Annotated in this window: 22 protein-coding genes and 3 pseudogenes; 5 read left to right on the plus strand and 20 right to left on the minus strand. The window is 58.3% G+C overall.

Annotated elements, in window-relative coordinates:
- Window positions 1–17 precede the first annotated feature (17 nt).
- From EV281_RS30555 to EV281_RS30565, 3 genes are read right to left on the minus strand one after another with little or no spacing between them, the layout of a single operon-like run.
- Window positions 18–785 carry an SDR family NAD(P)-dependent oxidoreductase gene (locus tag EV281_RS30555; RefSeq protein WP_132658587.1) on the minus strand — a complete coding sequence of 256 codons (768 nt, stop codon included), beginning with the start codon at window positions 783–785 and terminating at the stop codon, window positions 18–20.
- Window positions 782–1,861 (minus strand): zinc-binding dehydrogenase, encoded by a 1,080-nt coding sequence (locus EV281_RS30560; protein ID WP_132658588.1) that lies wholly within the window; start codon window positions 1,859–1,861, stop codon window positions 782–784. The genes EV281_RS30555 and EV281_RS30560 overlap by 4 nt, the downstream gene beginning before the upstream one ends.
- Before the next feature lie 42 nt (window positions 1,862–1,903).
- Entirely contained in the window at window positions 1,904–2,692 is a 789-nt protein-coding gene (locus tag EV281_RS30565) for a glucose 1-dehydrogenase (protein ID WP_132658589.1), read from the minus strand.
- Between the two features lie 495 nt (window positions 2,693–3,187).
- Here EV281_RS30565 and EV281_RS30570 point away from each other — a divergent pair, with 495 nt between their 5' ends.
- Entirely contained in the window at window positions 3,188–4,114 is a 927-nt protein-coding gene (locus EV281_RS30570; protein WP_281027940.1) for an NAD(P)-dependent oxidoreductase, read from the plus strand.
- Between the two features lie 68 nt (window positions 4,115–4,182).
- Window positions 4,183–5,904, plus strand: a complete 1,722-nt coding sequence (locus EV281_RS30575) for an extracellular solute-binding protein (RefSeq protein WP_132658591.1) — start codon at window positions 4,183–4,185, stop codon at window positions 5,902–5,904.
- A 63-nt stretch (window positions 5,905–5,967) separates the two neighbouring features.
- Here the strand turns inward: EV281_RS30575 and EV281_RS30580 are convergent, their stop codons facing one another.
- From EV281_RS30580 to EV281_RS30605, 6 genes are all read right to left on the minus strand, one after another.
- Window positions 5,968–6,945, minus strand: a complete 978-nt coding sequence (locus tag EV281_RS30580) for an ABC transporter permease (RefSeq protein ID WP_132658592.1) — start codon at window positions 6,943–6,945, stop codon at window positions 5,968–5,970.
- A gap of 50 nt (window positions 6,946–6,995) precedes the next feature.
- On the minus strand, window positions 6,996–8,513 hold the full coding sequence (locus EV281_RS30585; RefSeq protein WP_132658593.1) for a sugar ABC transporter ATP-binding protein: 1,518 nt from the start codon (window positions 8,511–8,513) through the stop codon (window positions 6,996–6,998).
- A complete protein-coding gene (locus tag EV281_RS30590; protein ID WP_165912018.1) occupies window positions 8,510–9,517 on the minus strand; it encodes an ABC transporter permease in 1,008 nt (335 codons plus the stop codon). The genes EV281_RS30585 and EV281_RS30590 overlap by 4 nt, the downstream gene beginning before the upstream one ends.
- Window positions 9,518–9,551: 34 nt before the next feature.
- The gene (locus EV281_RS30595; protein WP_132658595.1) at window positions 9,552–10,658 is read right to left on the minus strand and encodes a sugar ABC transporter substrate-binding protein; all 1,107 of its coding nucleotides are present in this window, start codon (window positions 10,656–10,658) and stop codon (window positions 9,552–9,554) included.
- 49 nt (window positions 10,659–10,707) lie between these two features.
- Window positions 10,708–11,769, minus strand: coding sequence for a 2-dehydropantoate 2-reductase (locus EV281_RS30600; RefSeq protein ID WP_132658596.1), 1,062 nt, complete (start codon window positions 11,767–11,769; stop codon window positions 10,708–10,710).
- A gap of 78 nt (window positions 11,770–11,847) precedes the next feature.
- Window positions 11,848–12,882 (minus strand): 2-dehydropantoate 2-reductase N-terminal domain-containing protein, encoded by a 1,035-nt coding sequence (locus EV281_RS30605; RefSeq protein ID WP_132658597.1) that lies wholly within the window; start codon window positions 12,880–12,882, stop codon window positions 11,848–11,850.
- 421 nt (window positions 12,883–13,303) lie between these two features.
- On the opposite strand from EV281_RS30605, the gene EV281_RS30610 reads away from it, so the two are divergent.
- Window positions 13,304–14,410, plus strand: coding sequence for a LacI family DNA-binding transcriptional regulator (locus EV281_RS30610; protein ID WP_132658598.1), 1,107 nt, complete (start codon window positions 13,304–13,306; stop codon window positions 14,408–14,410).
- 40 nt (window positions 14,411–14,450) lie between these two features.
- Here the strand turns inward: EV281_RS30610 and EV281_RS30615 are convergent, their stop codons facing one another.
- The 4 genes and pseudogenes from EV281_RS30615 to EV281_RS30635 all read right to left on the minus strand — a co-directional run bounded on the left by EV281_RS30615 (window position 14,451) and on the right by EV281_RS30635 (window position 18,043).
- A complete protein-coding gene (locus EV281_RS30615) occupies window positions 14,451–15,224 on the minus strand; it encodes an SDR family oxidoreductase (RefSeq protein WP_132658599.1) in 774 nt (257 codons plus the stop codon).
- Window positions 15,225–15,908: 684 nt separating this feature from the next.
- Complete coding sequence (locus EV281_RS30625; protein WP_132658600.1) at window positions 15,909–16,802, minus strand: fructose bisphosphate aldolase; 894 nt, start codon at window positions 16,800–16,802, stop codon at window positions 15,909–15,911.
- Entirely contained in the window at window positions 16,795–17,493 is a 699-nt protein-coding gene (locus EV281_RS30630) for a DsbA family protein (protein ID WP_132658601.1), read from the minus strand. Before EV281_RS30630 ends, EV281_RS30625 begins: the two co-directional genes overlap by 8 nt.
- Window positions 17,494–17,528: 35 nt before the next feature.
- Window positions 17,529–18,043 (minus strand): annotated as a pseudogene (locus EV281_RS30635) (DNA starvation/stationary phase protection protein).
- Window positions 18,044–18,091: 48 nt separating this feature from the next.
- Between EV281_RS30635 and EV281_RS30640 the strand changes: the two are divergent.
- Window positions 18,092–18,244, plus strand: a pseudogene (locus tag EV281_RS30640) (IS3 family transposase); the annotation flags it as partial.
- Window positions 18,245–18,610: 366 nt separating this feature from the next.
- Here the strand turns inward: EV281_RS30640 and EV281_RS31965 are convergent.
- The 6 genes and pseudogenes from EV281_RS31965 to EV281_RS31970 all read right to left on the minus strand — a co-directional run.
- On the minus strand, window positions 18,611–18,940 hold the full coding sequence (locus EV281_RS31965; RefSeq protein WP_245508417.1) for a hypothetical protein: 330 nt from the start codon (window positions 18,938–18,940) through the stop codon (window positions 18,611–18,613).
- A gap of 901 nt (window positions 18,941–19,841) precedes the next feature.
- On the minus strand, window positions 19,842–20,138 hold the full coding sequence (locus tag EV281_RS30650; protein WP_132658602.1) for a hypothetical protein: 297 nt from the start codon (window positions 20,136–20,138) through the stop codon (window positions 19,842–19,844).
- Window positions 20,139–20,894: 756 nt separating this feature from the next.
- On the minus strand, window positions 20,895–21,080 hold the full coding sequence (locus tag EV281_RS30655; RefSeq protein WP_132658603.1) for a hypothetical protein: 186 nt from the start codon (window positions 21,078–21,080) through the stop codon (window positions 20,895–20,897).
- 95 nt (window positions 21,081–21,175) lie between these two features.
- Entirely contained in the window at window positions 21,176–21,430 is a 255-nt protein-coding gene (locus EV281_RS30660) for a hypothetical protein (protein ID WP_132658604.1), read from the minus strand.
- 134 nt (window positions 21,431–21,564) lie between these two features.
- Window positions 21,565–21,786: a hypothetical protein gene (locus tag EV281_RS30665; RefSeq protein WP_132658605.1), complete on the minus strand. Its 222-nt coding sequence runs from the start codon at window positions 21,784–21,786 to the stop codon at window positions 21,565–21,567.
- 1,107 nt (window positions 21,787–22,893) lie between these two features.
- A pseudogene (locus EV281_RS31970) lies at window positions 22,894–23,064 on the minus strand (DUF1778 domain-containing protein); the annotation flags it as partial.
- Between the two features lie 388 nt (window positions 23,065–23,452).
- Between EV281_RS31970 and EV281_RS30675 the strand changes: the two are divergent.
- The gene (locus EV281_RS30675) at window positions 23,453–24,061 is read left to right on the plus strand and encodes a J domain-containing protein (protein WP_132658607.1); all 609 of its coding nucleotides are present in this window, start codon (window positions 23,453–23,455) and stop codon (window positions 24,059–24,061) included.
- Between the two features lie 179 nt (window positions 24,062–24,240).
- Here EV281_RS30675 and EV281_RS30685 read toward each other — a convergent pair whose 3' ends face one another.
- Window positions 24,241–24,534, minus strand: a complete 294-nt coding sequence (locus EV281_RS30685) for a type II toxin-antitoxin system ParD family antitoxin (RefSeq protein ID WP_132658608.1) — start codon at window positions 24,532–24,534, stop codon at window positions 24,241–24,243.
- Window positions 24,535–24,765: the final 231 nt, after the last annotated feature.

A 24,765-nucleotide genomic window follows, 5' to 3' on the forward strand; every position in this document is an offset into this window, starting at 1 on the left:
GGGGTATCCTTTCAAATTCACGCGATGGAATAGCCACCATCGACCATCAGCACCTGACCGGTGATGCCGCTCGCGGCGTCCGAAAGCAGGAAGGCAACGCTCGATGCGATTTCTTCAGGTTTGATCAGGCGTTTGACGGGGGTGTCATCGAGCCATTTCTGCATGACGGCGGGCTGGGCGCGGCCGACTTCGGCAAGCATGACGGTGTCGGTATAGCCGGGCCCGACTGAATTGACGCGCACCCCCGATGTCGCCCACTCGGCGGCGAGGACGCGGCACATGTGCGCGACCCCCGCCTTCGAGACGTCGTAGCCGACATGAAGCTCCGGCCGGACCGCCTTCACCCCGGCAATCGAGGCGGTCATGACGACCGATCCCTGCCCTGCGGCAACCATCGACCGGCTAAAGGCCTGAACCGTCCAAAACACACCGTCGAGATTGACGGCCATCACCGTTCGCCAGTCCGCCTCGCTATGGTCGAGCGCGGCGCGCTCGTAGGACATGCCGGCATTGGCGAAGATGCCATCGAGCGTACCGAACCGCTCGCCGACCTTCGCCGCTGCGGCCTCGACCGAACCTTTACTGGTGACGTCGAAGGTGACGGCTTCGGCGAGCCCGTTTGCTGCCCTGATGTCGTCACGCGTCTTTTCCACCGACGCATCACGGTCGGCGGTAATGACTGTCGCTCCGAGCGACGCGAGATAACGGCAGGTCGCGCTGCCAATGCCGCCGGCAGCACCGGTGACCAGGATCTTCTTGCCGCTGAGATCCATCGGGTTCTTCATGATCTGCCCTTCATGTTGACGAGGATTTTCATATGCGTGCCCTTGGGATCGAGCAGCGCTTCGAAGCCCTTTTCGACGACATCTTCCGGCGCGATCTCGGCAGTCACCACCTTTTCGACGGGGAAGATGCCTGCCCCAATCATCGAGGCGATGCGTGGCCAGATGGTGACCGGGTAGCACCACGTTGCCTCCACGGTGATATCCTTCAGTGCCCAGAGCATCGCATCGATCGCGGCCGGCTTCACATGAAGGCCGACCTGCACAACCGTGCCGCGGCGACGGACCGCCTTGGCGCAGAGGTTGAGCGATGCTTCCGCACCAACGCATTCGAGGGCGACATCGACGCCGACGCCCTCTTCCGTCTGGTCGCGGAACAGCTTCTCGGTATCCGTCTCACGCGGATCGAAAACGATGGCGTCAGGCACCAGTTCCTTCGCAAGCGCGCGTCGGTTCGGATTGAGCTCGGAAACGAAGATTTTCGTGGCTCCGGCCGCCTTGGCCGCGAGTAGGACGAGGGCGCCGATCGGACCGACGCCCGAGACGAGGACGCAGCTGCCGCTGGTGACGCCGCCGCGATCGACGCCGTAGACGGCGACCGCCGCCGGCTCGATCATGGCCGCCTGGACGTCGGACACCGTGTCGGGGACAGGGATGGCATTGTAGCCGTTAACGACAGCCCGCTCGCCCATGCCGCCCCAATCCCAAGAGAGGCCGACCACCGCCATGTTCTCGCTGAGATGGAAGAGACCGCGGCGGCCATAATAATCATCGCGCGGCGAGATCAGCGGCTGGACGGAAACGCGCGAGCCGGGGGCGACATGCGTGATGTTCTTGCCGACCTCCAGCACCCTGGCGGAGAATTCGTGGCCTAAAATTTGCGGCAGCGTGGCACCCGAATAGGAGTTCGGCGTTGCGGGCGTTACGATCGGCCCGGCAATATACTCATGGATATCCGTGCCGCAAATGCCGCAAACCAGCGGCTCGATCAGCACCATGTCGTCGCCCAGCGGACCACTCGGTGCAGGCACGTCTTCGACACGGATATCTTTCTTCGAGTAATATCTGACAGCCTTCATTACTATGCCTTCCGTGATTTTCGAGTTGCGTGGGCTCTGCCGCTAGATCAGGACCATGCCACCATCGACCATGACGGTCTGACCGGTGACGTAGTCCGAAGCATCGGAGGCCAGGAACGTGGTAACGCCGACGATGTCCTTCGGGACGGAGACCCGCCCGAGCAGGATCGACTGCGAGAAATCGTTGATTGCCTGCTGCGGCTCTTCCGTCAGACCATGCAGGATGAACTCGCGGTCGAGCTGTTCCCAGAGTTCGGTCTTGACGACGCCGGGTCCGAAGCAGTTGACGCTGATCCGGTGTTCGGCGAGCGCGCGTGCAGCCGCCTGGGTAATCGCGACGACGGCGAATTTCGATGCGCAATAATGAGCAAAAAGAGGGTATCCCTGCTTACCCGCGATGGACGCCGTATTGATGATCTTGCCGCCCCCGCCCTGAGCAATCATCTGCTTGGCGGCTTCCTGAGTGCCGATCAGCACACCGCGGCCGTTGATCGTCATGATGCGATCGAAATCCTCCTCGGTGACCTCCAGAAAGGGGCAGGTCTGACTGATGCCGGCGTTGTTGAACATGACGTCGAGGCGGCCGAAGTGCGATACGGTTTGACCGATCAGAGCTTGCACGTCCTTGCGGCTTGACACATCGACTCGCACGGAAATCGCGCTGCCGCCGTTCGACGAAATCTGCGAGGCCGTCTTCTTCGCCGTCGCTTCGTCCAGGTCGGCAATGACGACGCGCGCCCCCTTTTCCGCGAGGTCCCAGGCGATAGCGGCGCCGATTCCACGTCCGGCACCTGTGATGATCACCACTTTGCCGGCAACCTGTCCACTCATGATGAAATCCTCCAAATTGTCTTCTCGACGCTGCCCGGCGAGCGGTCAGCGCGGCCTGCGCGACGGGATGATGCGGATGGGGTGCGAGATAAGCCGGCCTTCATTGTGGGACATCCAGGCCGCGAATATTGTCGATCTCATCTCAAACGCTCCTCCGCATGCTGACAAGGGATCGTTGACACCAAATCGCCGTTCGCGGCAGCAGCGGCTCCCGCGTCACTATGACTTTACTGACGGCTAGAATTCCTCCCAAAGGAACAACCGTTCGATCCAGGATGAAAGCTACGGATCAACGGCCGCTTCGACAAATCCTTAATTATCCGAAACGGATATTTTCAATGCAGCAAACCATCTCGGGCAGGCGCTAGTATTCTCGTGGGAGGAGAGTGCATGCGGCGCTGATCGACAGCCGCTATGCCCTTATCAGGCTCCTTCGATAAACGGCCGCGTCGAAGCGTCCGGGTAGCGATCGCTCCCGGGGAAGGAAGGTTTTGCATGAGCGACACGTTGAGGGTGGGATGGGCTGGCATCGGGAAGATGGGAGCCCCAATGAGCAGACGCGTGCTTGAAAACGGATACCCGCTGTCCGTCTACGAGCCATTGCCGGAAAACCGCGCATCTGTCGTTGCCCAGGGCGCAAACGTCGCCCACAGCCTCGAAGATCTTGTCGAAGCGTCCGACGTGGTGATGCTCACGATTCCCAACGACGCCATCCTGCGCCAGTTGACGCTGGGGCCGTCGGCGCTCGTCGACCTGCTAGAGCCCGGCCAGATACTGGTGGAGATGAGCACCGTTTCTCCGGAGCTTTCGGCCGAGGTCGCCGACGCTCTCGAGCGCAAGCAGGTCGCCTATTTGCGCGCGCCGGTCTCAGGGAGCACCGCGACCGCATCCTTGGGCATGCTGTCGGTGATGGTCTCTGGCCCGGAAGCCGACTATCGGAAGATCGAACCGGTCCTGGCAAGTTTCTCGGCAAAGCAGTTTTATCTTGGCAAGGGGGAAGAGGCCCGCTATCTGAAACTCGTGCTGAATGCGCTTGTGGGCGCAACTGCCGCGCTCCTCGGAGAAGCCCTGACGCTTGGATTGAAGGGCAATCTGTCTGTCGAGACCATGCTGAACGTCATCTGCGAAAGTGCGGTAGCGTCGCCGCTGATTGCCTACAAGCGCGACCTGCTGGTCAATCGCAACTTCGATCCTGCATTCTCCGTGTCGCAGATGATGAAGGACTTCGATCTCATCCTCGGCGCTGCGAAGTCCGACCATGTCCCGATGTATCTCGCATCGATGATCCGCCAGCAATATGAGGCTGCGTTTGCAGAAGGGCTCGCGGAGAAGGACTTCTTTGTCCTTTTCGAACAATATGAGCGCCTTGCGGGATTGGGACGTGAGCAGGCGGCCGGATCCCATACGCTCAAGGTCATCTGACCGGGGTGGCGAAACGAGGATTTGCCAGCTAGTCTGATCGTCTCCAGCGCGACGGTTGGGAGGCCGACGTGAACGAATATGAGATGTTGCGCGTCATCGATTTCATCGAGAAGACGCGTCGGCCCTTTCGAGAGGTTGTGGAAGCGGCCGACGATGATGCGATATGGCTCATCGTCACCTTCCTGATCAAATCCCATATTCTCAGCCAGCCTGTCTCGATCTCGACATTGGGCCAGGAATCCGGTCTTCCTTATGCAACGTCGATGCGGCTGATTAACAGGCTCATCGACGGCGGGTCCATCAACAAGGTCGCGAAGGGTACGACCGGCAAGAGCTTCGCGTTGCAGCCGAGCGACCAACTTCTCCGCTCGTTCGAGGTCTACGCGAGAAAGACAAAATCCCTTCTCGCCCAGACGCTCGGGCTGCGTGCCGGCGAGGAAGAGGACGAGTATTATTTCGGCGGGACGCCGCTTGGTTCGCAGATAATCCCGCCTATGCGTCTCGTCCAGAAACGCGCAGAATCGCAGATCGAGCTGCGCTTCCTCTTGAATGACGACAACTACTTTTCGGCGATGCGCAACATGTGGGCCGACTTTCGCAACAATCTCGCATCGCGCAAGAATTTCGATCTGCTGCCGCTTCCCGAGCTCTATCGCCGGGCGCGCGAGAATGGTGCCAAACCGCTCTCCGACTACGACGTCATCGCGATCAACATGCCCTGGCTTGGCGAGTTCGCCGAAAGCGGCGTGATACGGCCCATCGACCAGTATGTCCAGAAGACCGGCATCAACCCGCTCGACTTCCACCCGTCGATTTGGTCAGCCGCGACTTGGGAAGGCAAGGACTACGGCGTGCCGGGCTATTGCACGGTCGAACTTCTTGCGGCGCGCAAGGACTTGTTTGCCGACACAGGCCTCTCCTTCCCCAAGACCTTCGACGACGTTATCAGCGCCGGGCGGAAATTCCACGACCCTGACGAGGGCATGTTCGGAGCTGTCTGGGACGGGGCGCGTGGCATGCCGATCGCCTCGAGCTTCCTCTTCTTCATGGGTGCGTGCGGCCATCCCGCGATATCACTGCGCAAGACCCGATCGGGCTTCACTCTCGATGGAGCAAACCTCGAGGAGTTGAGCTGCACCATCTTGTCCGACGCCGGCTTTGCGGCGCTCGAATATATGCGCAGGCTTATGGAAATCTCGCCGCCGAAAATCCTCGAAATGGCCTGGGATCGGACGCTAGAAGTATTTCTGAAAGGCCGGGCGAGCCTTGGCTACTTCTGGACCATGCGCGCCGCGCGCTTCGAGTACGACGTCCAGTCGGTCGTCAAGCGCCGGGTCGAGTATCTGCCGCAACCATCCGGCCCCGGCGGCACACGCGCCTCGCCGATCGGCGGCTTCCTCTTCTGCATACCCACCAATCTTCCCGAGGACCGCGTCGAGCTCGCTGCCGACGCGATCGCTTGGATGGCATCGAGGGAAGCGATGAAGGCCCATGTCAAGAACGGCTTCCCGGTCGCTCCGCGATTTTCGGTAAGCGCCGATCCGGAAGCGGCCGCGAGTTCGCCGATCGTGCGCTTCGTCGACCAGTTGGCAAAGAAGAACCTTCTCCATACCTGGCAGCGCCCCAAGATCCCCCAATATACGACAATCGAGAAAGTTCTGGGCGAAGAGATCCATGACGCACTGCTTGGCAACAAGCCGCCAAGGCTCGCTCTTGAGCATGCCTCTGCCCAGATCGAAACCAGCCTCAAATCGACGCAAAGAAGCTGTGCCAGACGAAGCGTAATCTAGCGCGAAGCAAAGCGGCGGTCCGGGCGAACCGCCACCTGAACTCTCGACGACGAGCTAAAGCCACTATTTGATAATGCCAAGTTTGCTCCGGTCGGTGGTCAGCGCGACAGCGATCAATGCCGTCAGGCCGAAAACAATATTCTGCGCCGTCGGCTGCACTCCGATGATGACGGTGACAATGCGCAGCCATGACGTGATCAAACCGCCCACAACAGCGGGAAACAGGCCACCGACGCCGCCGGATATCGCCGTTCCGCCCAGCACCACGCCGACGATCGACAGCAGCAGCAGGTTACCGGCGAGTGTCGGCGAGCTGAAGGCAGTGATGGAGATCAGGAACAGACCCGCCAGCGCCGCGCATCCGGCCGATACGGCGAAGATGATCGTGCGTATGGCAACGACATTCACCGCCGACATGATGGCCGCCCTCTCACCGGTGCCGAGCGCGTAGATATCGCGCCCGAGACGCAGGTACCGCATTAGGAAACCAAGCACGGCGACGACGACGGTGAGTGCGATGATCGTATTCGGAATTGCGGCCGTGCTGTTCGACAGGAAGGTCACGAAGCTATCGTTGTCGGGAATCGGCTCCGCGGTCGCATTCGAAAGAAGCAATGCCAGACCGGAAAGCATGCTCAAGGTTCCGAGCGTGACGATAAAGGACGGCAGCTGAAGCCAGGAATGCACGAAACCCTGAATGGCGCCGAAGGCCATAGCGATCAGGACCACGACGGCGGACGTCCAGGGACCGAAGATCGGGTTGAGGACGACCACAAGGACGCCGGTCAGGGAAGCGACGCCGGCAACCGACAGGTCGATACTGCCCGTCAGGATCGGCAGCGTTCCGCCGATCACCAGCGCGATGATAGGCGCCGCATCGGAAAGAAAGCTCAAGAGCGAATCCACTTCGATAACCCCGGGTGCGATGACCGCACTGACCGCGACGAGTGCGACCAGAACGCCGAGTGGACCGAGCGATCTGAGTATGCCCGACGGTTGCCCCAGAGCCGAGATCAGCCGGCTGTCCAGCGTAATGTCCATGAGCGTTGTTCCCTTATGCAAAGTTTCAAACTGCACGGCGGCCTGCTGCGTCAGACCATGGCCGCGACGACTTCCTCTTCCTTCGGTATCGCACCGGAGGCGAGGTCGAAATGGGCGGTGATCTCACCATCCCGCATCACCAGGATGCGGTCGGAAAGCTCCAGAAGCTCCGAGATCGTGTCGCCGACAAAGACGATCGAGAGCCCCTTCTCCGCCTGCTCCCTGATCACCGCGAAGAGATCGTCGCGTGCACCCGGATCGAGCCCCCGGCTCGGATGGTCGAGAAACAGGACCTTCAAATGCTTCGCTAGCAGCCATTTTGCCAGAACCGTCTTCTGCTGGTTGCCTCCGCTGAGGCTCGATATCGGCGCGTGAGGCGTCTGCATCTTGACCTTCAGGCGCCTCATCCAATCCAGCGCGGCCGGCCGCTCGCTGCTTCGCCGCAGGATCAGCGAGCGCCAGCCGTAGTCGGGGCCGAATGTGAGGACGGCATTTTCGAAAAGCGACCGGCTGGGAAGCATGCCCTCGGCCCGACGATCGGCCGGCAGATATCCGATACCCTCGCGCACCGCGTTCCGCGGACTTCCAGGGATCACCGCCTTGCCTTCGATCGCGATCCTACCGGTATCAATGCGCTCGGCACCGAAGACCGCCCGGCAGACCTCCTCGGCGCCCGAGCCAAGCACCCCGGCTATCCCGAGAATTTCGCCTCGGCGAACCTCGAAATTCACGTTCCGGAAATGCTGTCCACCGCCGAGCCGCTCGACCACGAGAAGCGGCTTGCCCTCCGCCCTGACAGACGTCCGGTCCGCTTCCACATTCGGAGCCCGCTGGCGGCCGACCATCAGCTCATAGAGTTCGGCGCGATCGACAGCATTGCTGTCTCGTTCGGCCACCTTGCGACCATCCGTCATGACGACGATCCGGTCGCTGATCTCAAGGACTTCTTCGAGCCGGTGCGAGACGAAAACGATTGTCGCGCTGCCGCGCAGTCGGTTGATCTGCTTGAAAAGCAGCTTGATCTCCTCGGGCGTCAAGACCGAGGTCGGTTCATCGAACAGAATGATCGGCGGGCGATCGACGAGTTCCTCGATCGCCAGAACCTTTGCGAGCTCGACCTGCTGGCGTTCGGCGAAGCGAAGGTCCTCGACCAGCGCCCGCGTCGGCAGCTCCACCGAGATCTTGCGAAGCTGCTCCGCCGCCGCCGCATTCAGGGCGGCCCAGCGATAGACCCCGCCTTTCTTGGAGGGATGCGGCTTGTCAAGGAAGATATTCTCCGCCACCGTCAGGTTCGGGATCAGCGACTGCTCCTGATGAACCATGCCGATACCATAGCTGGCCGCCGTCGCGGCAGAATCGAGCGTGATCGACTTCCCGTCGAGGATGATCTGCCCTTCGTCAGGCGCCGCCAGTCCCGCCAGAAGCTTCAGCAAGGTCGATTTGCCGGAGCCATTTTGGCCGATCAGTCCGAGGACTTGGCCTGCGGGAATTTCGAGATCTATCCCTTCGAGCGCGACGACGCTGCCGTAGGTCTTGCGCACACCTTTGAGAACAAGCGAGCAGGTCATTTCACCACCCTGAGTTGGCTGCGTCGATGCCAGCCGCCGGCAGCGACCGCGACAACGATCACCGCGCCGCTGATGATGTGACGGGTATAGGGACCGGCACCGACCTGGATCAGCCCGTTGTTCAACACTTCGAGAATGAGGGCGCCCAGGGCGGACTGGACCGCGCCACCCCGCCCGCCCGTCAATACGGTGCCGCCGAGAACCGCGGCACTGATCGCCGGAAACAGCAGACCGCTCGCGATATTGGCATTGCCGGTGCTGAGCTGGGCCGACAACAGCACGCCGCCCATTCCCGCCAGCAGACCACAAATCGAAAATGCTGCGATCTTGACCCAACGAACCCGCAGCCCCGACGCGACGAGCAAACCCTCCTCGCCGCCGACGGCGTAGATCATCCGGCCCAGCCGCGTGTAATTCAGGACGAGCTGGCTGGCGAGGATGACCACGAGAGCGACATAGACGACGAGGCTCAGGTCGAAGACCCGGACGCGTGCGAGATTGAGGATGAGGGGATCATTGATCTGCGGAACGCGCTCTGGGAAGAGCATGGCAGCGATGCCTAGCCCGACGAACCAGGTGCCGAGCGTCACGATCAGCGAGGGCATTTTCAAGACCGCGTTAAGCACCGCGTTGAACAACCCGAAGCCGAGGCCGACGGCAAGCGCCACCAGCAATCCCGCAACGCCATAGTCGTTGCCGTTGACGCTGTTGGCGACGAGCAGAGCAACGATCATGCTCGTCGTCGCAATGTTTCCTTCCAGTGACAAATCGATGGATCCCATGATGACGACGAAACTGATGGCAGCGGCGAGAATGGCTGGGACCGCCGCTGCCTCGATCACGGATTTGAGGTTGTCGATGGTGAAGAAGCTCCCGCTGACCAGCTGGAAGCCCACGGACAACAGGATCAGCGCTGCGATGGGACCTGCAAACTGCGTCCATGGCAGGTTGCTCCTGATATCGCCAATCAGCGTGGGCGAGTGACCGACCGTTTTGGAGTTCATACTGGTAGCGGCCTCCATCGACCCCTCCTTCCGATTACTTGTTCTCGTTTGCACCTTCCGGAATCTGACCTGCAGAATCCTTCCAGAAGTCCTTCTTGATTTCTTCGTAGGTATATTTCGGTGCGCTCTTCTTGAGCTCGAGGTATTTGTCGACGTTGTCCTTGGTGACGACATCCTGCTTGATGTAGAAGTCGCGTTGGGCATGCGTCAGTTTCTCGGGATCGATGTCGCCGATAGCGGCCGCATAGGCGAGCGACATGGACACCGCGCCCTGCAAAACCGGATCATTCCAGACCGTCGCAAGCATGTCACCGCTCTTGACCATCTCCAGGCCGATGTTTGAACCGTCGGAACCGGTGACCAGGACCTTTCCGTTGAGGCCCTTTTCCTTCAGCGCCGCGACAGCGCCTCGGCCCATCGCGTCATTGGATGCGAAGATACCCTGCAGCTGGTCACCATAGCGGGCGATCCAGGTACGCGTGATATTCTGGGCCTTCGTTTCCTGCCAGTCACCGACCTGCGTATCGACCAGCTCGAGGCCGGGGCATTCCTTGAGGCCCTTCTTCAGGCCGGCGATGCGCTGGAAAGCGGGCGGTGTCGACGGAACACCCTGGATGGCGGCGATCTTGCCCTTGCCGTTCAGCGCCTTGCAGAGCGCCATGACCTGATAGTAGCCAGACATCACGCCGTCGAAGGATGTGTGAGCAACCCAGTATTTTGAATCCGTGTCCCAGGGGTGAATGTCCTCGGGCCGGTTCCAGATCGTCACCACATGCACCTTGGACTTGGCCGAGCGGTTCACCACTGCCTTGACGAACGCGTTGGACGACGGATCGGTGGCAAGCGCGCACTGATTGCAGCCGGCCGAATAGGTCGCGCCAAGCTGAGCCAAAAGCTGGTCGCCCTGGTAATTGCTGGTCAGCACGACGGGCTCCTTGCCGAGCGAGGCACCGATATCCTTTACGCCTTGCAAGTACTCGGACCAGTATTCCGAAGCGGTCTCGTCGATGCCGACGATCAGCTTTCCGCCTTTAGCCTCATCGGCATTTGCTTGCACGGCCGGAAGCGAAATGCTTGCGCAGACTGCGACGGAAGTGACAAGCCACCGTGCGATGGCCCCAAATTTCAAACGCGATTTCATGCCATTTTCCTCCTCAAGTTAAATCGATGCATCGTCCGCTGCGACAGCGTTAACGGAGATCCGTAACGGCCTTGTATGTCTCGATTAGCAAAGCAGAGTTTTCCGGCCGCGCCTCAAGGCGGCCCGCCTCGATATCGTAGGCAAGTTCGATCACCCGCTGGTTCACGGGAGCATCCTTGCCATGAGCGCGAAGGATATCGACGACGATGCCGTTGACCTCCTGCACTTCGGCGCGTCGTCCCTTGCGCCAGTCCTGCAGTGAGGTGGTCAGAGTATCTTCTCGGGAGAAGGTCTTGAGGACCTCCTCGAAGATTTGGTCTACATATCGCTCCGGATGATTGCTCGTGACCGACGGCATGCCGATGATTGGAATGATCTTTGCGCCGTCGGCGAGTGCCGCCTGCATTGCCTCATAGCCGGCGGCACGCATAACTTCGAGCATGCCGGGCGCGCGCGCCGCGTCGTTCAGCGGCAGGTTGATGATTGCCGACGGGACGAGTTCGGCGGCATTCACCACGAGCTTCATCCACTTGGCGGAACGAATATCCTCCATCACCTCGACGGTGCCGGAATTTCTGAGAAGATTGGCGACGTCTTCGACGCGCTCCTGCGTCTTCGGGTCGAGTGCGCCGAGAGCAAACCAGGATTCGTCGTGGTCGTTCTGCCGGTTCGTGATGCCGGGCGTGAACATGTTGGAGGCGATCTCGATGACCGCACCGATCGTGCGCTCGCGCCCGACCACGGCAGCAATATCCTCGTGCGTCATGCCGTTTTGGAGGCCAATGACAAGGCCATCCTGGGCAAGGCAGGGTTCGATCAGCTGGCACGCCCATTTCGTGTCATAGGCTTTGACGACGAGGAAGACGACGTCAAACGGCTCCTTGATCTCGGCGACCTGGCAGACATGCAGGGCCGGCACCTTCACGTTGATCGTGCGCGTCGGCAGATTGACGGTGATGCCGTTCTCGCGGATCGCATTGACGTGATCAGGCCACTGCTCGATAAAGGTGACATCCAGACCGGCAAGCGCAAAATCTGCGCCGATGGACGCACCTTGCGCTCCGGTGCCAACAAACGCGATCCTGGGTCCGCGCGCATCATCCCAACTCATAGACTTCTCCTTTTCAGTGGCGCAGCTTGCGCTTTCTTACAAAATCCGTTGCCCGTGACGGGCCGCCCTCGCCTCGCGTCAAGCAGCAAACAGCGCGCTGTTCGACGGCTGTGCAGCAAGCATCCCGCGTTCGATCGACCGCGCGAGCTCGACGACCCGTCGGTTCACCGGTGCGCTCTGGCCAGCCGCCTCCAGCGTCTTCACAACATGCCCGTTGATATCCAGCACCTCGCCGCGGCGCCCCTTGCGCCAGTCCTGAAGGACGGTGGTCAGCGTGTCAGGCATCATGAAGGTCTTGCAAACCTCGTCGAAAATTTCGTCGACATATCGCTCTGGATCGTTTGTCGTCGTCGGAGGCATTCCCAGGATCGGCACGATGCTTGCGCCATCCGCCTGCGCGGCGCGCATCGCCTCGTAGCCGGCTGCCCGCATGACTTCAGCCATCCCATCGACCTTGACGGCCTCGGCAAAGGGAAGACCCAGGATTGCGGAAGGAACGAGTTGCGCCGCATTGACGATCAGCTTCATCCACTTGGCAGACCGGATTTCATCCGACATCTCCACCCTGCCGCTGGCACGCAGCAGTTCAGCAATCGTCTCGACGCGTTCACGATTGGCAGGGTGGAGTGCGCCAACGGCAAACCAGGATGTATCGTGATCGTTCTGACGGTTGGAAATGCCGGGCTCGAACATGTTGGACGCCATGTCGAACACGGCGCCGACGGTGCGCTCGGCGCCGACGACGGACGCGATTGCATGTTGCGTCATGCCGTTCTGTACGCCGACGACAAGCCCATCGGGCGCCAGGACCGGCTCGATCAACTGACATGTCCAGGACGTGTCGTATGCCTTGACGACGACGAAAATCAGATCGAAGCGCTCACGGATCTCTGCAACTTGGCAGAGATGTTTGGCGCAAACGTTTGCATGAATACTGCGCGATGGAAAGTTCACCTTTAGGCCATCGGCGTTCATGGCGTCGACGTGGTCCGGCCACTGCTCGATGAACGTAACGTGCCGTCCGGCCTTGACGAAATCCGCACCGATCGCAGCACCCTGAGCGCCTGCACCGACAAAGGCAATATTCAAATCGCTCTGCGACACCCAGGACATGACGCCTCCTCTCCACTCTTCGACGCCATCAGGCGCCGCTCCATCGGGGGACACGGTTAGAGGTTAACGCAAGCAAAGTCAAGAACAAACGTTTGCTCAAAATTCTCTACGGAACTTGAAGAGTTCCGAGATGTCTCCATTTACATAAATAATTACAGGTGTTTGCTCGAATGATAAAAGAGAAATCGTTTGGCCTTTTTCGGGATTTCTCTGCGTGTATACCTCGGTTCGAAGGCCAATTTTGTTCATGTTTCAGGCTATTTCTGATGCCGGCACAGGAAGTTTCCAGGCATTAATGCGCCTATAAATTGCGGCTTTCGCAGTGGAGCACGACCTGAAGGAACGACAAGGCATCTTGTGCGCAAAGGTTTGGTCGAATATTTTCCGCCCAGGTAAAACACACTGTTCCGAATTGGAAGCGATGAACGACACCCCGAAACGCCCAGACGGCAAGCGAGCCCGCGCAACAATCGTTGACGTGGCCAAGGGTGCTGGCGTGCATGTTTCGACCGCCTCGCGTGCGCTCAGTCCTGGCGCGACACACCGCATATCCAGCAAGGTCGTCCGCAAGATCGAGAAGGTTGCCGAGGAACTTGGCTACAAGCGCAACACGCTCGCCTCCAGCCTGCGGACCCAGCGTACGGGAACGATCGGCCTGATAGTTCCGAATCTCAGCGACCCTCTGTTCTCGCCGATCATTGCCGCAGTCGAAGAGCGCGTCGCCACGGAAGGCTATATTACCTTCGTTGCCAACTCCGATTATAGCGGGGCAAAGCTGCGTTCCATCATCGACAGGATGAGCAGCCAGTTCGTCGCCGGCCTGGTTGTCGCCAGCTTCGAACTCAATGACTCCGCCGTTGAGATGTGCCTCAAGCTCGGTATTCCGACCGTGGCGGTTCTTCGCGATCCCCGCGACACGCGCATCTCCTCTGTCTGCATGGATGACGCCGCCGGCGTCAAGGCGATGGTCGAGCATATTCTTGATCTCGGCCACAAGGACATCACCTATGTCACCCCGCCGCTTGCTGCGTCGACGGCCCAAAACCGGCTTGAAGGCTTTCAGGCTGCCGGCCGGCTTGCAAAAGCAGCCGGTTGCCGGTTCGACGTTGTCGAGGCGCGCGCCTATGACGTGCCGGAGGGCGAACGTATCATGAAACAGATGCTGGCCACCGGTCTGTCCAGCACCGCGGTAATGGCATTCAACGACCTTCTGGCAGTAGGCTGTCTTGTTGCATTGAAATCGGCCGGAGTGGCTTGCCCGGGCGAGATATCCCTGACCGGCGTCAACGATCTCCCCTTCATGAACCTGCTTTCGCCTCCACTCACGAGCCTTCATACCGCGGGCCGCGACCTCGGCTTCGAGAGCGCTGATCTATTGATGAGCCTGATCAAGAACCTATCGCAGCCCAGCAAGCGCATTCTGCTCACGCCGCATCCCGTCTTGAGAGGCAGTACGGGCCCGGCGCCCGCCGCATCGCCGCGAACGAGCCAGGCTGAGGCGCAAGGCGATACCTCCGCCGTGGACTAAGCGCGCCGCCACCGAGCGAACGCGCAGCAACTGCTCCCGATCAGGTCAGCCGGCATCCGCCGTTTACGTCGAGGGTGGCCCCGATGAAATAGCTAGCATCATCTGTCGACAGGAAATGGATCGCCGCGGCGATCTCCGTCGTTGCCGCCGGACGGCCGAGCGGTATCTTGGCCCACTCGATCTCGCGCATCGCCTCTGCCGAAATGCCACGCTTCTCCGCCTCGACGGCTAGAGCATTGTAATGCATGGGCGTATCAATATTGCCAGGCGCAACGCAATTCACCCGGATTTCAGGGGCGAGTTCGATGGCAACGCTTTGCGTCAGCGAAATCAGCGCCGCCTTGGAGGCGCAGTAGGGGCTGAAGAAGGCATGCCCTTCGCGGCCCCAGTAGCTGCCAACGTTGACGATCGATGCATTGCCCGCCGCTCGCATCAAAGGAACGGCTGCGCTGATGAACTTCACGTTCGCCCGAAGATTGATGTTTTGCACCTTGTCCCAGAGGGACATGTCGATGTTTGCGATGCTGACGGCCGGATGGTTGACTGCCGCAATCAATCCGAGGAAGCGCAGAGGAATGCCTGTCTGCGCCGCCCGCTCGATCACCCGATCGATCTCCACGTCACGCTCGAGATCTATCTGCATTCCGATGCTGGTCCGTCCAGAGCCGGAAGACAGCTCCTCCGCGACGTCAACAACCTGCGGAGCCCGATCGCACAACAGAAGAGACCAACCACTTTCAGCAAATCGGCGCGCAGTAGCACGACCGACTTCGCCCGACGCACCGGTTAGAATTGCTAGTTTCCCGTCTGACATGGATTTTTTCCTCCCGATAACTAACGCCTGCGACGATCGTAAGGAGGAAATCAGAAATGTGAACGAGTAGATTATCCATTTTGGACGCCCCCTCGAACGCTCGAATTAACGGTCTATCGGAACGACGGCGACCTTCGTAATCCGGACAGTAACAACCATGTCGAGCTCTAGGAAGGCTAGGTGCGAGCCATGTTGACCTTGTGTTGCTTCAAGACAAGCTCCGGCGGCACCGAAATGCCGGTCCTGAGAGAAAGGTGACGATTTCTACCGGAGACATGGGTGACACTTTTTGCCTTTTGCGGGAGGTGTTGATGCCGTGGAGAGAGACTTCGGGGGGTGCCGGTCGTTCGGGATCTCGCGCAAGACCGGCTACTGGATTTTCAATCGCTATTAAGGACGACGGCCTGGAGGGCCCTGACGGACCGGTCTCGAAGGTCGGTGCGTTATGCCCAACCAGTTGGCCGAGCCGATCGAGGCCATGATCATGCGATGCAGACAAGACACGCCGCGCCGGCGCGCAAGATCCGCGAGCACTGCGACACCTTTATCCCGGAAACCAGTTGACTGATAAATAAGGCTTCCAGGCATAAGGATGATATGAAGCTTGTCGACGCGATGATGCGAGGAACATGATGCTGCTTGTGCAGTTGACGGCTAGAGACCCCGCGGCGCACATCTTTGCGGTCACTGCTTTTTGACGCTCGCTTGGAAGATTTCATCAGCGCTGCGAGCCAAATGATCATTCATCTGTGCATCCGTCATGTGAACACGAAGGTCTTCGACAAGCGCCCGGGAAAAGCTTGCGATCACGCCTTTATTCTTTCGAAGTTCTGCACAGGCTTCGCCGCGGCTATAGCCACCGGACAAGGCAAGTACGCGCATTACATTCGGGCTTTCTACGAACGGTTTGTATAAGTCAGGAACCGTCGGAATCGTAAGTTTAAGCATCACCTTCAGGTTAGCAGGTAAAGATTCGAGGCCTTTAATGATCTCGTCGCGCAAAATTGCTTCAGCGCCTTCTTTATCGGGGCTGGAAATTAGAACCTCTGGCTCGATGATAGGCGTTAGGCCATAACTCGCAATGTGTTTGGCAACGTCGAACTGCTGTGCAACGACGGCAGCAATTCCGCTCCGAGATGGCAATCTCACGACCGAACGCATTTTTGTGCCGAAGATGCCTTTTCTGGCTGCACGCTTAAGCAATGAGTCAAGTTCTGGCATGGGCTTCATCATTTGAACACCATCGTGCTCGTGCTCGCGCCCGCTATCGACCTTGAGAAGGGGCACAACATGACGGCCTCGCCAGAGGTAAGAAGGGATCGATTCCCCTTCCACGTCACTGTCCATCGTTTTTTCGAACAGTATGGCAGCTATGATCTTGTTGCCGAAAAAGGCGGGGGAGGTGATTATCCGCAGTCTCATCTCGTGGATGAGATTGAACATTTCCGTTTCGCTACTGTATGCGCTGTCTGGAATGCCGTACAAGCGCAGCGCCTCCGGAGTGGATCCTCCGCTTTGATCCAGCGCTGCAACAAAGCCTGGAGCGCGGGTCATCTGATCGGTCATCTCGTCAAGCATTATTCACTTCTCCTTGAAGGGATGAAGGGTCCTGCCCTCCTTTGGCGATGCGAACCAGCGCTTCAAAATCATCTTGAGCGACAAATCCCCGTATTGCCCGGCCCGCGATTATCCAGGTTGGTGTTGCAGTCACACCGATTTGGTGACCCATGCGCTCGCTTTCAGTGAGCCAGGCACCTGCCTCCCCGCTGAGGAGGCTCTGACGCAATCGGTCCACATCGTCGACCACTTCACTGATGCATTGTAACACGATGCCTGGATCACCGATATCCAGCCCATCAGCGAAATGAGCGCGAAACAGGCGCTCCTGCACGGACGCGAAAGAGGAGATCTTGTTGCGACGGACCCATTCGGCCGCGGAAAGCGCGACGCGAGAATTCGGTAGGCGTGGTGGCCAGTGCAGCGGCATGCCAAGAGTTTTGGCGTCGCTTTCTATTCTCTCGTACATGAGGCCGATCCGCTCTCCGATGTGGACGCCCTCCTTGGGAATATCAGGATGCGCCTGGAAAGGTAGCTCCACGACCGTCATGCCCCGATCCTGCAAGAGATTCGTTCGGGCCTGCCCAAGGTAGCAGAACGGGCAGGTGAGGTCATACCAATGCAACACGATCGAATTGATTCCCGCCATCTCTATCAGCCGTGCTGGAGCGGCTGATCGAATATCACCCACGCTAACGGACGTGCCTGTCATTGTCTGTCCTCATCATCCGGCCGCCAGAATTGGCCTCACCGCTTACGCGTTGCCTCAAAGAGGAGCCAAACCCGCCGCTCGGCCTCATCAATCCAATTTTCGACCATGCTTGTCGTCGCGCAATCGGAATACGCGGATGTTAGCTCATGTAACTGCCTTAGAAATTAGACAAGTTGCGCGTTATCTTCACGCATCTCGGAGAGCATGTCATCGGGCGTAACATACTCCACATCATTGTCTACAAGACGTTGCAGTCGAGCAATTTGCCCTACCGAGCGCAGGGTCGTTCCGCCCGCTTTGCGAGCCCGTTCAGCTACTGCGTCAGTCATAGCAAACAACTCTTCGCTCTGCTCATCAAGCAGATGATGATAGTTACGAAAGTGCGGTCCTGACATGTGCCAATGGAAGTTCTTTGTCTTGATATAAAGCGCAAAGACATCGGCCAGAAGCAAGTCAGTGCCCCCGAGATATCTTTTATAGCATCAGCCGGAAGACCACTTGGCGTTGACAGTGGGGCGCGGCGTACTTCTTTGGCGGCTTGACGGTCCATGAAACCCTCGTCTTGTCTGTGAAAACTAAACCGTGAGGAAGCCGTATCGAAAGGACAGCTCGCAAGGTCTACAGAACCAGAAACGATGCAAAGGCGGACGTGTTCGATTACATCGAGCGCTTCTACAATCCGAAGCGTCGGCATTCGACACTGGGCTATCTCAGCCCCATGGAATTTGAAAACAAGGTGGGATTAGCCTAACTCGGTGTCCGAAAAACCGGCAGCAGGCCAATTGGCTTTCGTCGCGCAAAGAAGCTCGCGAGAATGGCGCGGTGCTGATTGATGAGTGGGCGGTGGGGTCAAGCCTGATTGGCGACTTGTCCAAGTAGCCGAATCTCGCTCATATTTCACGGGTCGGCTCCGCTCTCAAGGGTAACACCGCGATTACTTCCAATCGCTCCTGGTGAACGCGGAGCCGGCACCAATGATGTTGGAGCGGTGGGTTGCCAATTGCTGCTCGAGCGCGCCCGAGAAATCTCGAGCGCGTCGACCAGACCGAACGCGAAGTGATGCGCATCGGGCAAGGCGTCGCCGGAAGACTTCGGATCGCGTTCGTCGCAAGGCGACCTATGGGCTGCTGCCGAACATCATCAGGGGTTTCGCGCCGCCATCCCAATATCGAGCCCGCTTCGATGAACAATGCCGAGCTGAAAGCGCCCTGATCCGGCGCGAATCGACATAGCGATCGCCAAACCGCGTGTCGAGGACGACGAACTGAAGTTCGAAATCCTGGTCAAGGAACCCCTGATACTGGCAGTGCCCGACACATTCCGCGAGCGCGACTTGCGGTTGCCGGATCTCGAGGCCGAGACCTTCATCCTGTTCTCCAGGCGGCCTGAGCCGAGTTTTGCCTTTTTCGTGCTGGACGTCTGCAGGATGGACGGCTTCATCCGACATCGCAGATCATGGTACAGGACTATCTGACGGCCATCAGTCTTGTTTCCGTCTGAGTCGTAATCTGTCTCGTCCCGCACTCGGTCTCACATACCCACAGGCCGGGCGTCGGATATAGCGACTATATTGGCAGCATCCGGGAACAGTGCTGTCGCTCAATTATCGCCGCGACAACCGCTCACCCCATGTTTTCTGCTTCGTGGGGCTGGCGAGAAAGATGGGCAGGATGGGCTGGCCTGCCACCGCTGGCGCAGGCAGCACCTGCCTATACTGCCATACCGCTGATTTCCAGCATCGATGAAGCTCGATGATGACGACGATCATCATGAAGATGAACAGCCAGCTCGACGACCTGTTGCCTTGGGCCTACGTCCATAAGCCAGAAACCGAATCAGTGGTCTGAGAACACCCCTTACACATAACGGCGTGGTAGGCGGACGCAAATTCCATCGGGGGAATCAGCCAAGAAGGCATCCATTCGCAACCCGGGTACATCGACCACTGGCTCATGCCGCACCTGCCGCAGTCCAAAAAGACGAAATTGGCAATATGACAACATATGCTTGGGAACATCCGCGGGACTCCCGAGTTCCCGCGTACATGGTCACCGACATAAAAGAGCTGATAGATCAACTGCGTGATCCAGCGCGGGTTTATCCTGTCCCTGGCGACGCCACGGCCGCGGCGAAGATTGCGGCACTTTTGGCGAATGCTGCCATTGTCGGAAAGGCACCCCTGAGCACCGTTGACGTTCTTAAGGACACGGCAACCAAATTGGTCGACAGATCTCAGCTTCTGAGCTGAGACCATCGCCCATCATCATGTGGTTGAGCACAAGCCGATCGCCTTCGGTAGCTTTAGCCGGGGCAAAGCTACCAGACCACCGCCGCTCTAGAGGGCGTGATCAGTGAACGCGACTCTTCGGTGTTATGCCTTGCACCGCTTCTCGATGCCGGCCAGGGAAACTTATAACGTTCGGCTGCATACCCGGCCTATTGAAGTTCCGGTAGAGAGCGTCAGCAAGTTGAGCCGGCTGCCGCAGGCCTTGACGGAAGAGCCTGATTATAAGCTTGGCGGCAACATTGAGTTCACCCTTCGGGTTCCCCGAGATAGTGCCTGTATAGCCGCAGGCCGCGAGAACGCCGTCGAGCATTTTGAGGTCTTTGGCTTTCAGATTAGTCGTATCAATAGTGGAAGACATGTCAGTCCTCCTTTCGGTGAGGGCGAAGCGCATAGGCCTCAATCGGCAGCGCCCACTAAATGACTACCGAGAACTTCAACCTGCGCTCAATCGTGGATCATAGCAAGTGAATTCAAGGAGGATCAATCTCGTCTCTCTCGAAAAGTGTGCGGGCCCGCCCCACAAAAAGCCATATGTATAACTCTGCCCATTATCAAATGCCGCCTACCAAGGAGCCTCTCCTTGGTCGGAGAGGCAGCGCCATGTCAGCGCCTGCCCGCGTTCCCCGTGCTTATTTTTTGCAGGCCATGATTTCCGGTCATCGGGCCCTATATTTTCAATACCGGCGCAGACCACCGCACACCGGGCGCCCTCCCGCAAATGATGTCGCAATGGCATATGAAGCAGACATGGTGATAGTGTGGGATCAGGTCTCACGAGGAGTAGCGGTGGTCTTTCGGGGCAAGCCGCACTATCTGGATGGGCCTTTCCCGGATAAAAAGACTGCAATCCGTGCTGCAGAACGGTATTGCTCCCGCCAGGGTTGGCGTGACGCAATCGTCAAATGATTTCCGGCATCTGTCTCGTCATCATTGGAGCGAGAACGAATACGCGCACGGTCTGCTCGCTTGCCAGGCGGAACGAGTCTGAGAAAAAGAGAAAATATAAACGTCACCGACCGAAGCTTCATCCGAAAATTCGATCGGTACCGTTCCCGGATGGGGCTGGATGTCTCTGACTGCTCCCTTCTGGAGCGTTAGTGACAGGAGGGGTCGATTATTCCGAAAACAGCACTGTCCTCGATGCGCTTGTGGTGACCTTGTAGAAGCGACTGGTCCCCAATGCCTGACCGGCCACATCGATGCGGTCTTTGAGTTGAAAGGTTTCGAGCGGTTCGGCACGCGCGCTGATCGGCTGGGCGGCGACCAGCGCAAACAGCAGTGTTCGAATTGATTTCGACATGATGTCTCCCGAAAAGGCACCCCGCGCACACATTCAAACCAATAGCGAGGGAAATCCCCAGCTCCAGCGCCATGGAGGTAGATCCGATGAGCTCCCTAGCGACAAGCCTTAACGCGCAACAGGTAATCCATAGCGCGACGTCTCCTGTCATAAATCCTCGCGAGGAGCGCGTTATCCGGTTCCGCTAGGAAACAGTTGACCCGATACGCCTCGACAATCGCCGTCTGACTGACGAGCTGGCGAGTTACTTTGTCGACCCTGTTTTCCGCGAACTTTAGATTTTTCTTTTGGGAACGATGATTTTTCATCTGCTTGATTGGCGAGAAAGCCATCTGGCTTCGGTCGTTCATCTGAAAGACCTCCTCTTTTGTTTTAAGGGTGTGAACTGGCGGTCAAGACGCTCAAGACGGATTGGGCACCATGTTCCGCAATATTGGCGAACGAACTCGGCTGATCGCTAAAGCCACCACGATCAGCACTGGCGTTAGCGGAGTTGCGAGATCCCGAGTTTGATGACCTTGATCAAATCCGCCATCCGCTGACCGCGGCTATTCTGGTATTCTTCCAAGGTAGGGGTGCTGAGGGTGGCATCGGCGAGCGCAGAAATCTGATCGTCTTGCACTGCCCTGGCGCCCAAAGCCCAGATCCGGTCAACGAGGAGCCGGTCTAATTCTTGATCTGGCATATGATCCACTGGCTTGGTCATGAAGAGGGAATTTAATTTTCATCGAAGGCTCGGTCAAATCATAGGGATCGTCACCACAAGGATGCCGATTAGCGCAGCTGTAAGCACCGATGTTTCGATCAAGAAGATTGTGATTTGCCGTCCTGTCAGCCCGGGAAAAAACTGCTGCATGATCTTGCCTCGTGTAAAAAATTTATTCTACAATGGTACCGTACCATTGTTTTGCGCAAAATATTTTTTTATTTTCGTAAATACTAAAGTTTTTAATGAGGTGTCTGCCTTACAGCTGCGCTCGGCTTCAGCCTTGATCATCTGAATAAACTCGGAGTTGGCCATGATCCGCCTCGTAAAGAGACGCGTTCGCTAATGGACGTAACCGCCATCGGGAATAATCGATCTGCACTGATAACGCATTCGACTTTCCCGAACATTAGTCTCTCATTGCAGTAGCCAAACGTAGCGGTCCGTAGCCCCGACCGCCCCCTTGTCTGTCAATCACCGCTTGCGCCTCGTCGGTGATCAAATCCCTGAAATCGTAACTGTCCCTCACCGTGTGAACGGCGCCGTTCGCGCGGATGAAAAGTAGCAGCGATGCGCGCTGTCGAGCTGCAGTGTGGAACCGATTCATGGATTGTCCCCTGGTCCCAGCAGAAAAACACGGTGCCGGCGGGAGGTCTAACCCTCACATGCGAGGGGAAAAAGGAGCCCGCCGAAGCGGGCGAGTTCGGGCAGTTAGGACGGGCCGCCCGACTGCTGTGAAGGCTGGTGATCTGAACTAACCTTCGTCGTGCGACCCAAGTGTCATACGTCGCGGCGTTACGAAAGTTCCCGGTGCCACCATTATTTTTGGCTGAAGGCAGAGGCCCGGTCCCTCGTGCTGACCGGGCCTCCCCTTTGCCACCTCGTCAGGGTGAGCGTGGCGGCGCCCAGTATCTCGAACGTCGTTGAACGTCAATCACCGGCCGCTCATCATTTGGGCGGCCTTCTGCATGCCGGATCGAATGCGCGCCGCCTTGAAGTCTCGGATACTGAGCGAGCCCGCGATGCTGTTGAATTGTGGGGAGAGGTCCAGCCTGGCGTTTGATGGGATTGGAATCTAGAGTCAGGAAAATCGGCAGCTGCAAATATGTCCCGATAATCAGCTTTAGTTGACCTGATGCGTGCTAAACGCTCATGGGGCTGCGTCGGTGCATCGAGTCGGGCAAGGTATTCAGCACGGATTTCCGGGCTTATTGTGAAGATAGTACGGTCGCGCAGCACCTCCCTCGGCTCGCGCTCGGAAGCCGCCAACATGAAATCCGCTGGCTTTGCCCTCTTGTCTTAGGTGGCAAAGCTTACCAGCGTAAGGACAATCTGACCAAGCACTCGAGCCACGACCTCAAGGCTACGGGGCAGGATATGCCTCGAAGACTTCATTACGATCAGCTCGACAACCTGACGGCCAACCGTGGACTTTGATGGAATGCGCCGTGGCATTGGCAAACAACGGCGAGCGCTATTTATAAGTCTAATGGTTCGACTAATGGGGAAACAAACTATCTGGGCGCTTTCAGCGTCGCGGCCTGCCGAATATATAGCAAAGCGGAAAATCTCAGTCATACGATCGTGCAGGGCTGCGGTGCCTTATGGGATCCGTGTCTGTCAGAGCGATCTTGTCGTGGCCAGGGGCAAGGTCATATAAGGCGCGATGACGTATGATTCAAAGATTTTCGTCGGCCTCAAACCGACCCGAAAAAAGCCGGCTGAACATCGCGACTCAATCGGCCCGGGATGCCAATGGGATGGATGCGACAAACAAGGCAACTTTCGCGCCCCAGTGGGAGCGGACGCTGAGGGGCTATACCTGCTTTTTTGTCGTAATCACGCCAAAAAATATAGCGAAGGCTACAATTACGTGACCAAACTGTCGAACCCTGTGACGGCCCGCTATCAGAGGGAAGCGGCCAGTGGCAGCCGCCCCAGTTGGGGCGTCAGAATCAATCACACTTTTGAAACTCCCCTCCCCTCCTCAGTTCGCTCCGGAACTGCGAAGACCATTAATGCGCGAAAAAGCACTGCACAAAACCAAGCAGCTAAGGCGGCCCTTCAATCTCGCAAACTCAAAGTACTGGAAGCAAAAGCATTTGAAACGCTCGGCCTTTCGCCGAACGCTACGCCGGATGAAATCAGAAGCCGTTATAAGCAGAGGCTCAAGATGCACCACCCCGACGCAAACGACGGGGACCGCTCGGCCGAGGAAGCTCTTCGGGCGACGATCGACGCCCATAAAATCCTGAAGCTAAACGGCTTCTGTTAGGCGCGATACCCCTGGACGCGGTGATCCGATCAGGATCAACCGCCAGATCGCCTAATGCGGGGACGAGCAAATGTTCATAGCGTAACCGCGCCAGTTCACCGAGGCGTTCATGAGTGTGGGCGAGAAGCTCAATGATATCGGCTTGTGCTGCCGCAGAAGACGAAAATCGGCCATTGCTTCTAAATGCCGGCCTTGCGTGTCTGTTTTTCAGCTTCGCACCCAAGCCCGCTGATGAAGCTTCGAACCCGGTCGGCGGGCACGTCGGCAAACCGCCCCTCATCGAGATCGGTAAAGCCGATGCGCGCCGCCTCCCGCAAAGCCTCCAATTTTGCTGCGTCGTAGGCCTCACGCTGTTCAATCAAGCGCAAGCCTTCGCGCATGACTTCACTTGCGTTCTGGTAGCGTCCGGATTTCACCAGCCGGTCGATAACCGCTTCGTGATGTTCGGTGAGGACGACATTGCGTGTCGACATCTTGAATTCCCCAATTGGCTGTCGCGATCTCAGACTGCCTCTGCGATGGCATAATATGCCAATCGCGAAACGGATTTCAAGCCGGGGACTCAGCTGCGGGCAATAGAGCCGGATGGAGCCGGCACCGTCATCCGGCAATCTTATACGATGATCGCGATCATATATAAGCTACACGGTAGCGCCATTAAGCAGCGCCGCCCGTGGTGCTTACGGATCAACCAGATTCAACCA

It is taken from the genome of Rhizobium sp. BK418 (assembly GCF_004341105.1).
GTDB lineage: Bacteria > Pseudomonadota > Alphaproteobacteria > Rhizobiales > Rhizobiaceae > Rhizobium.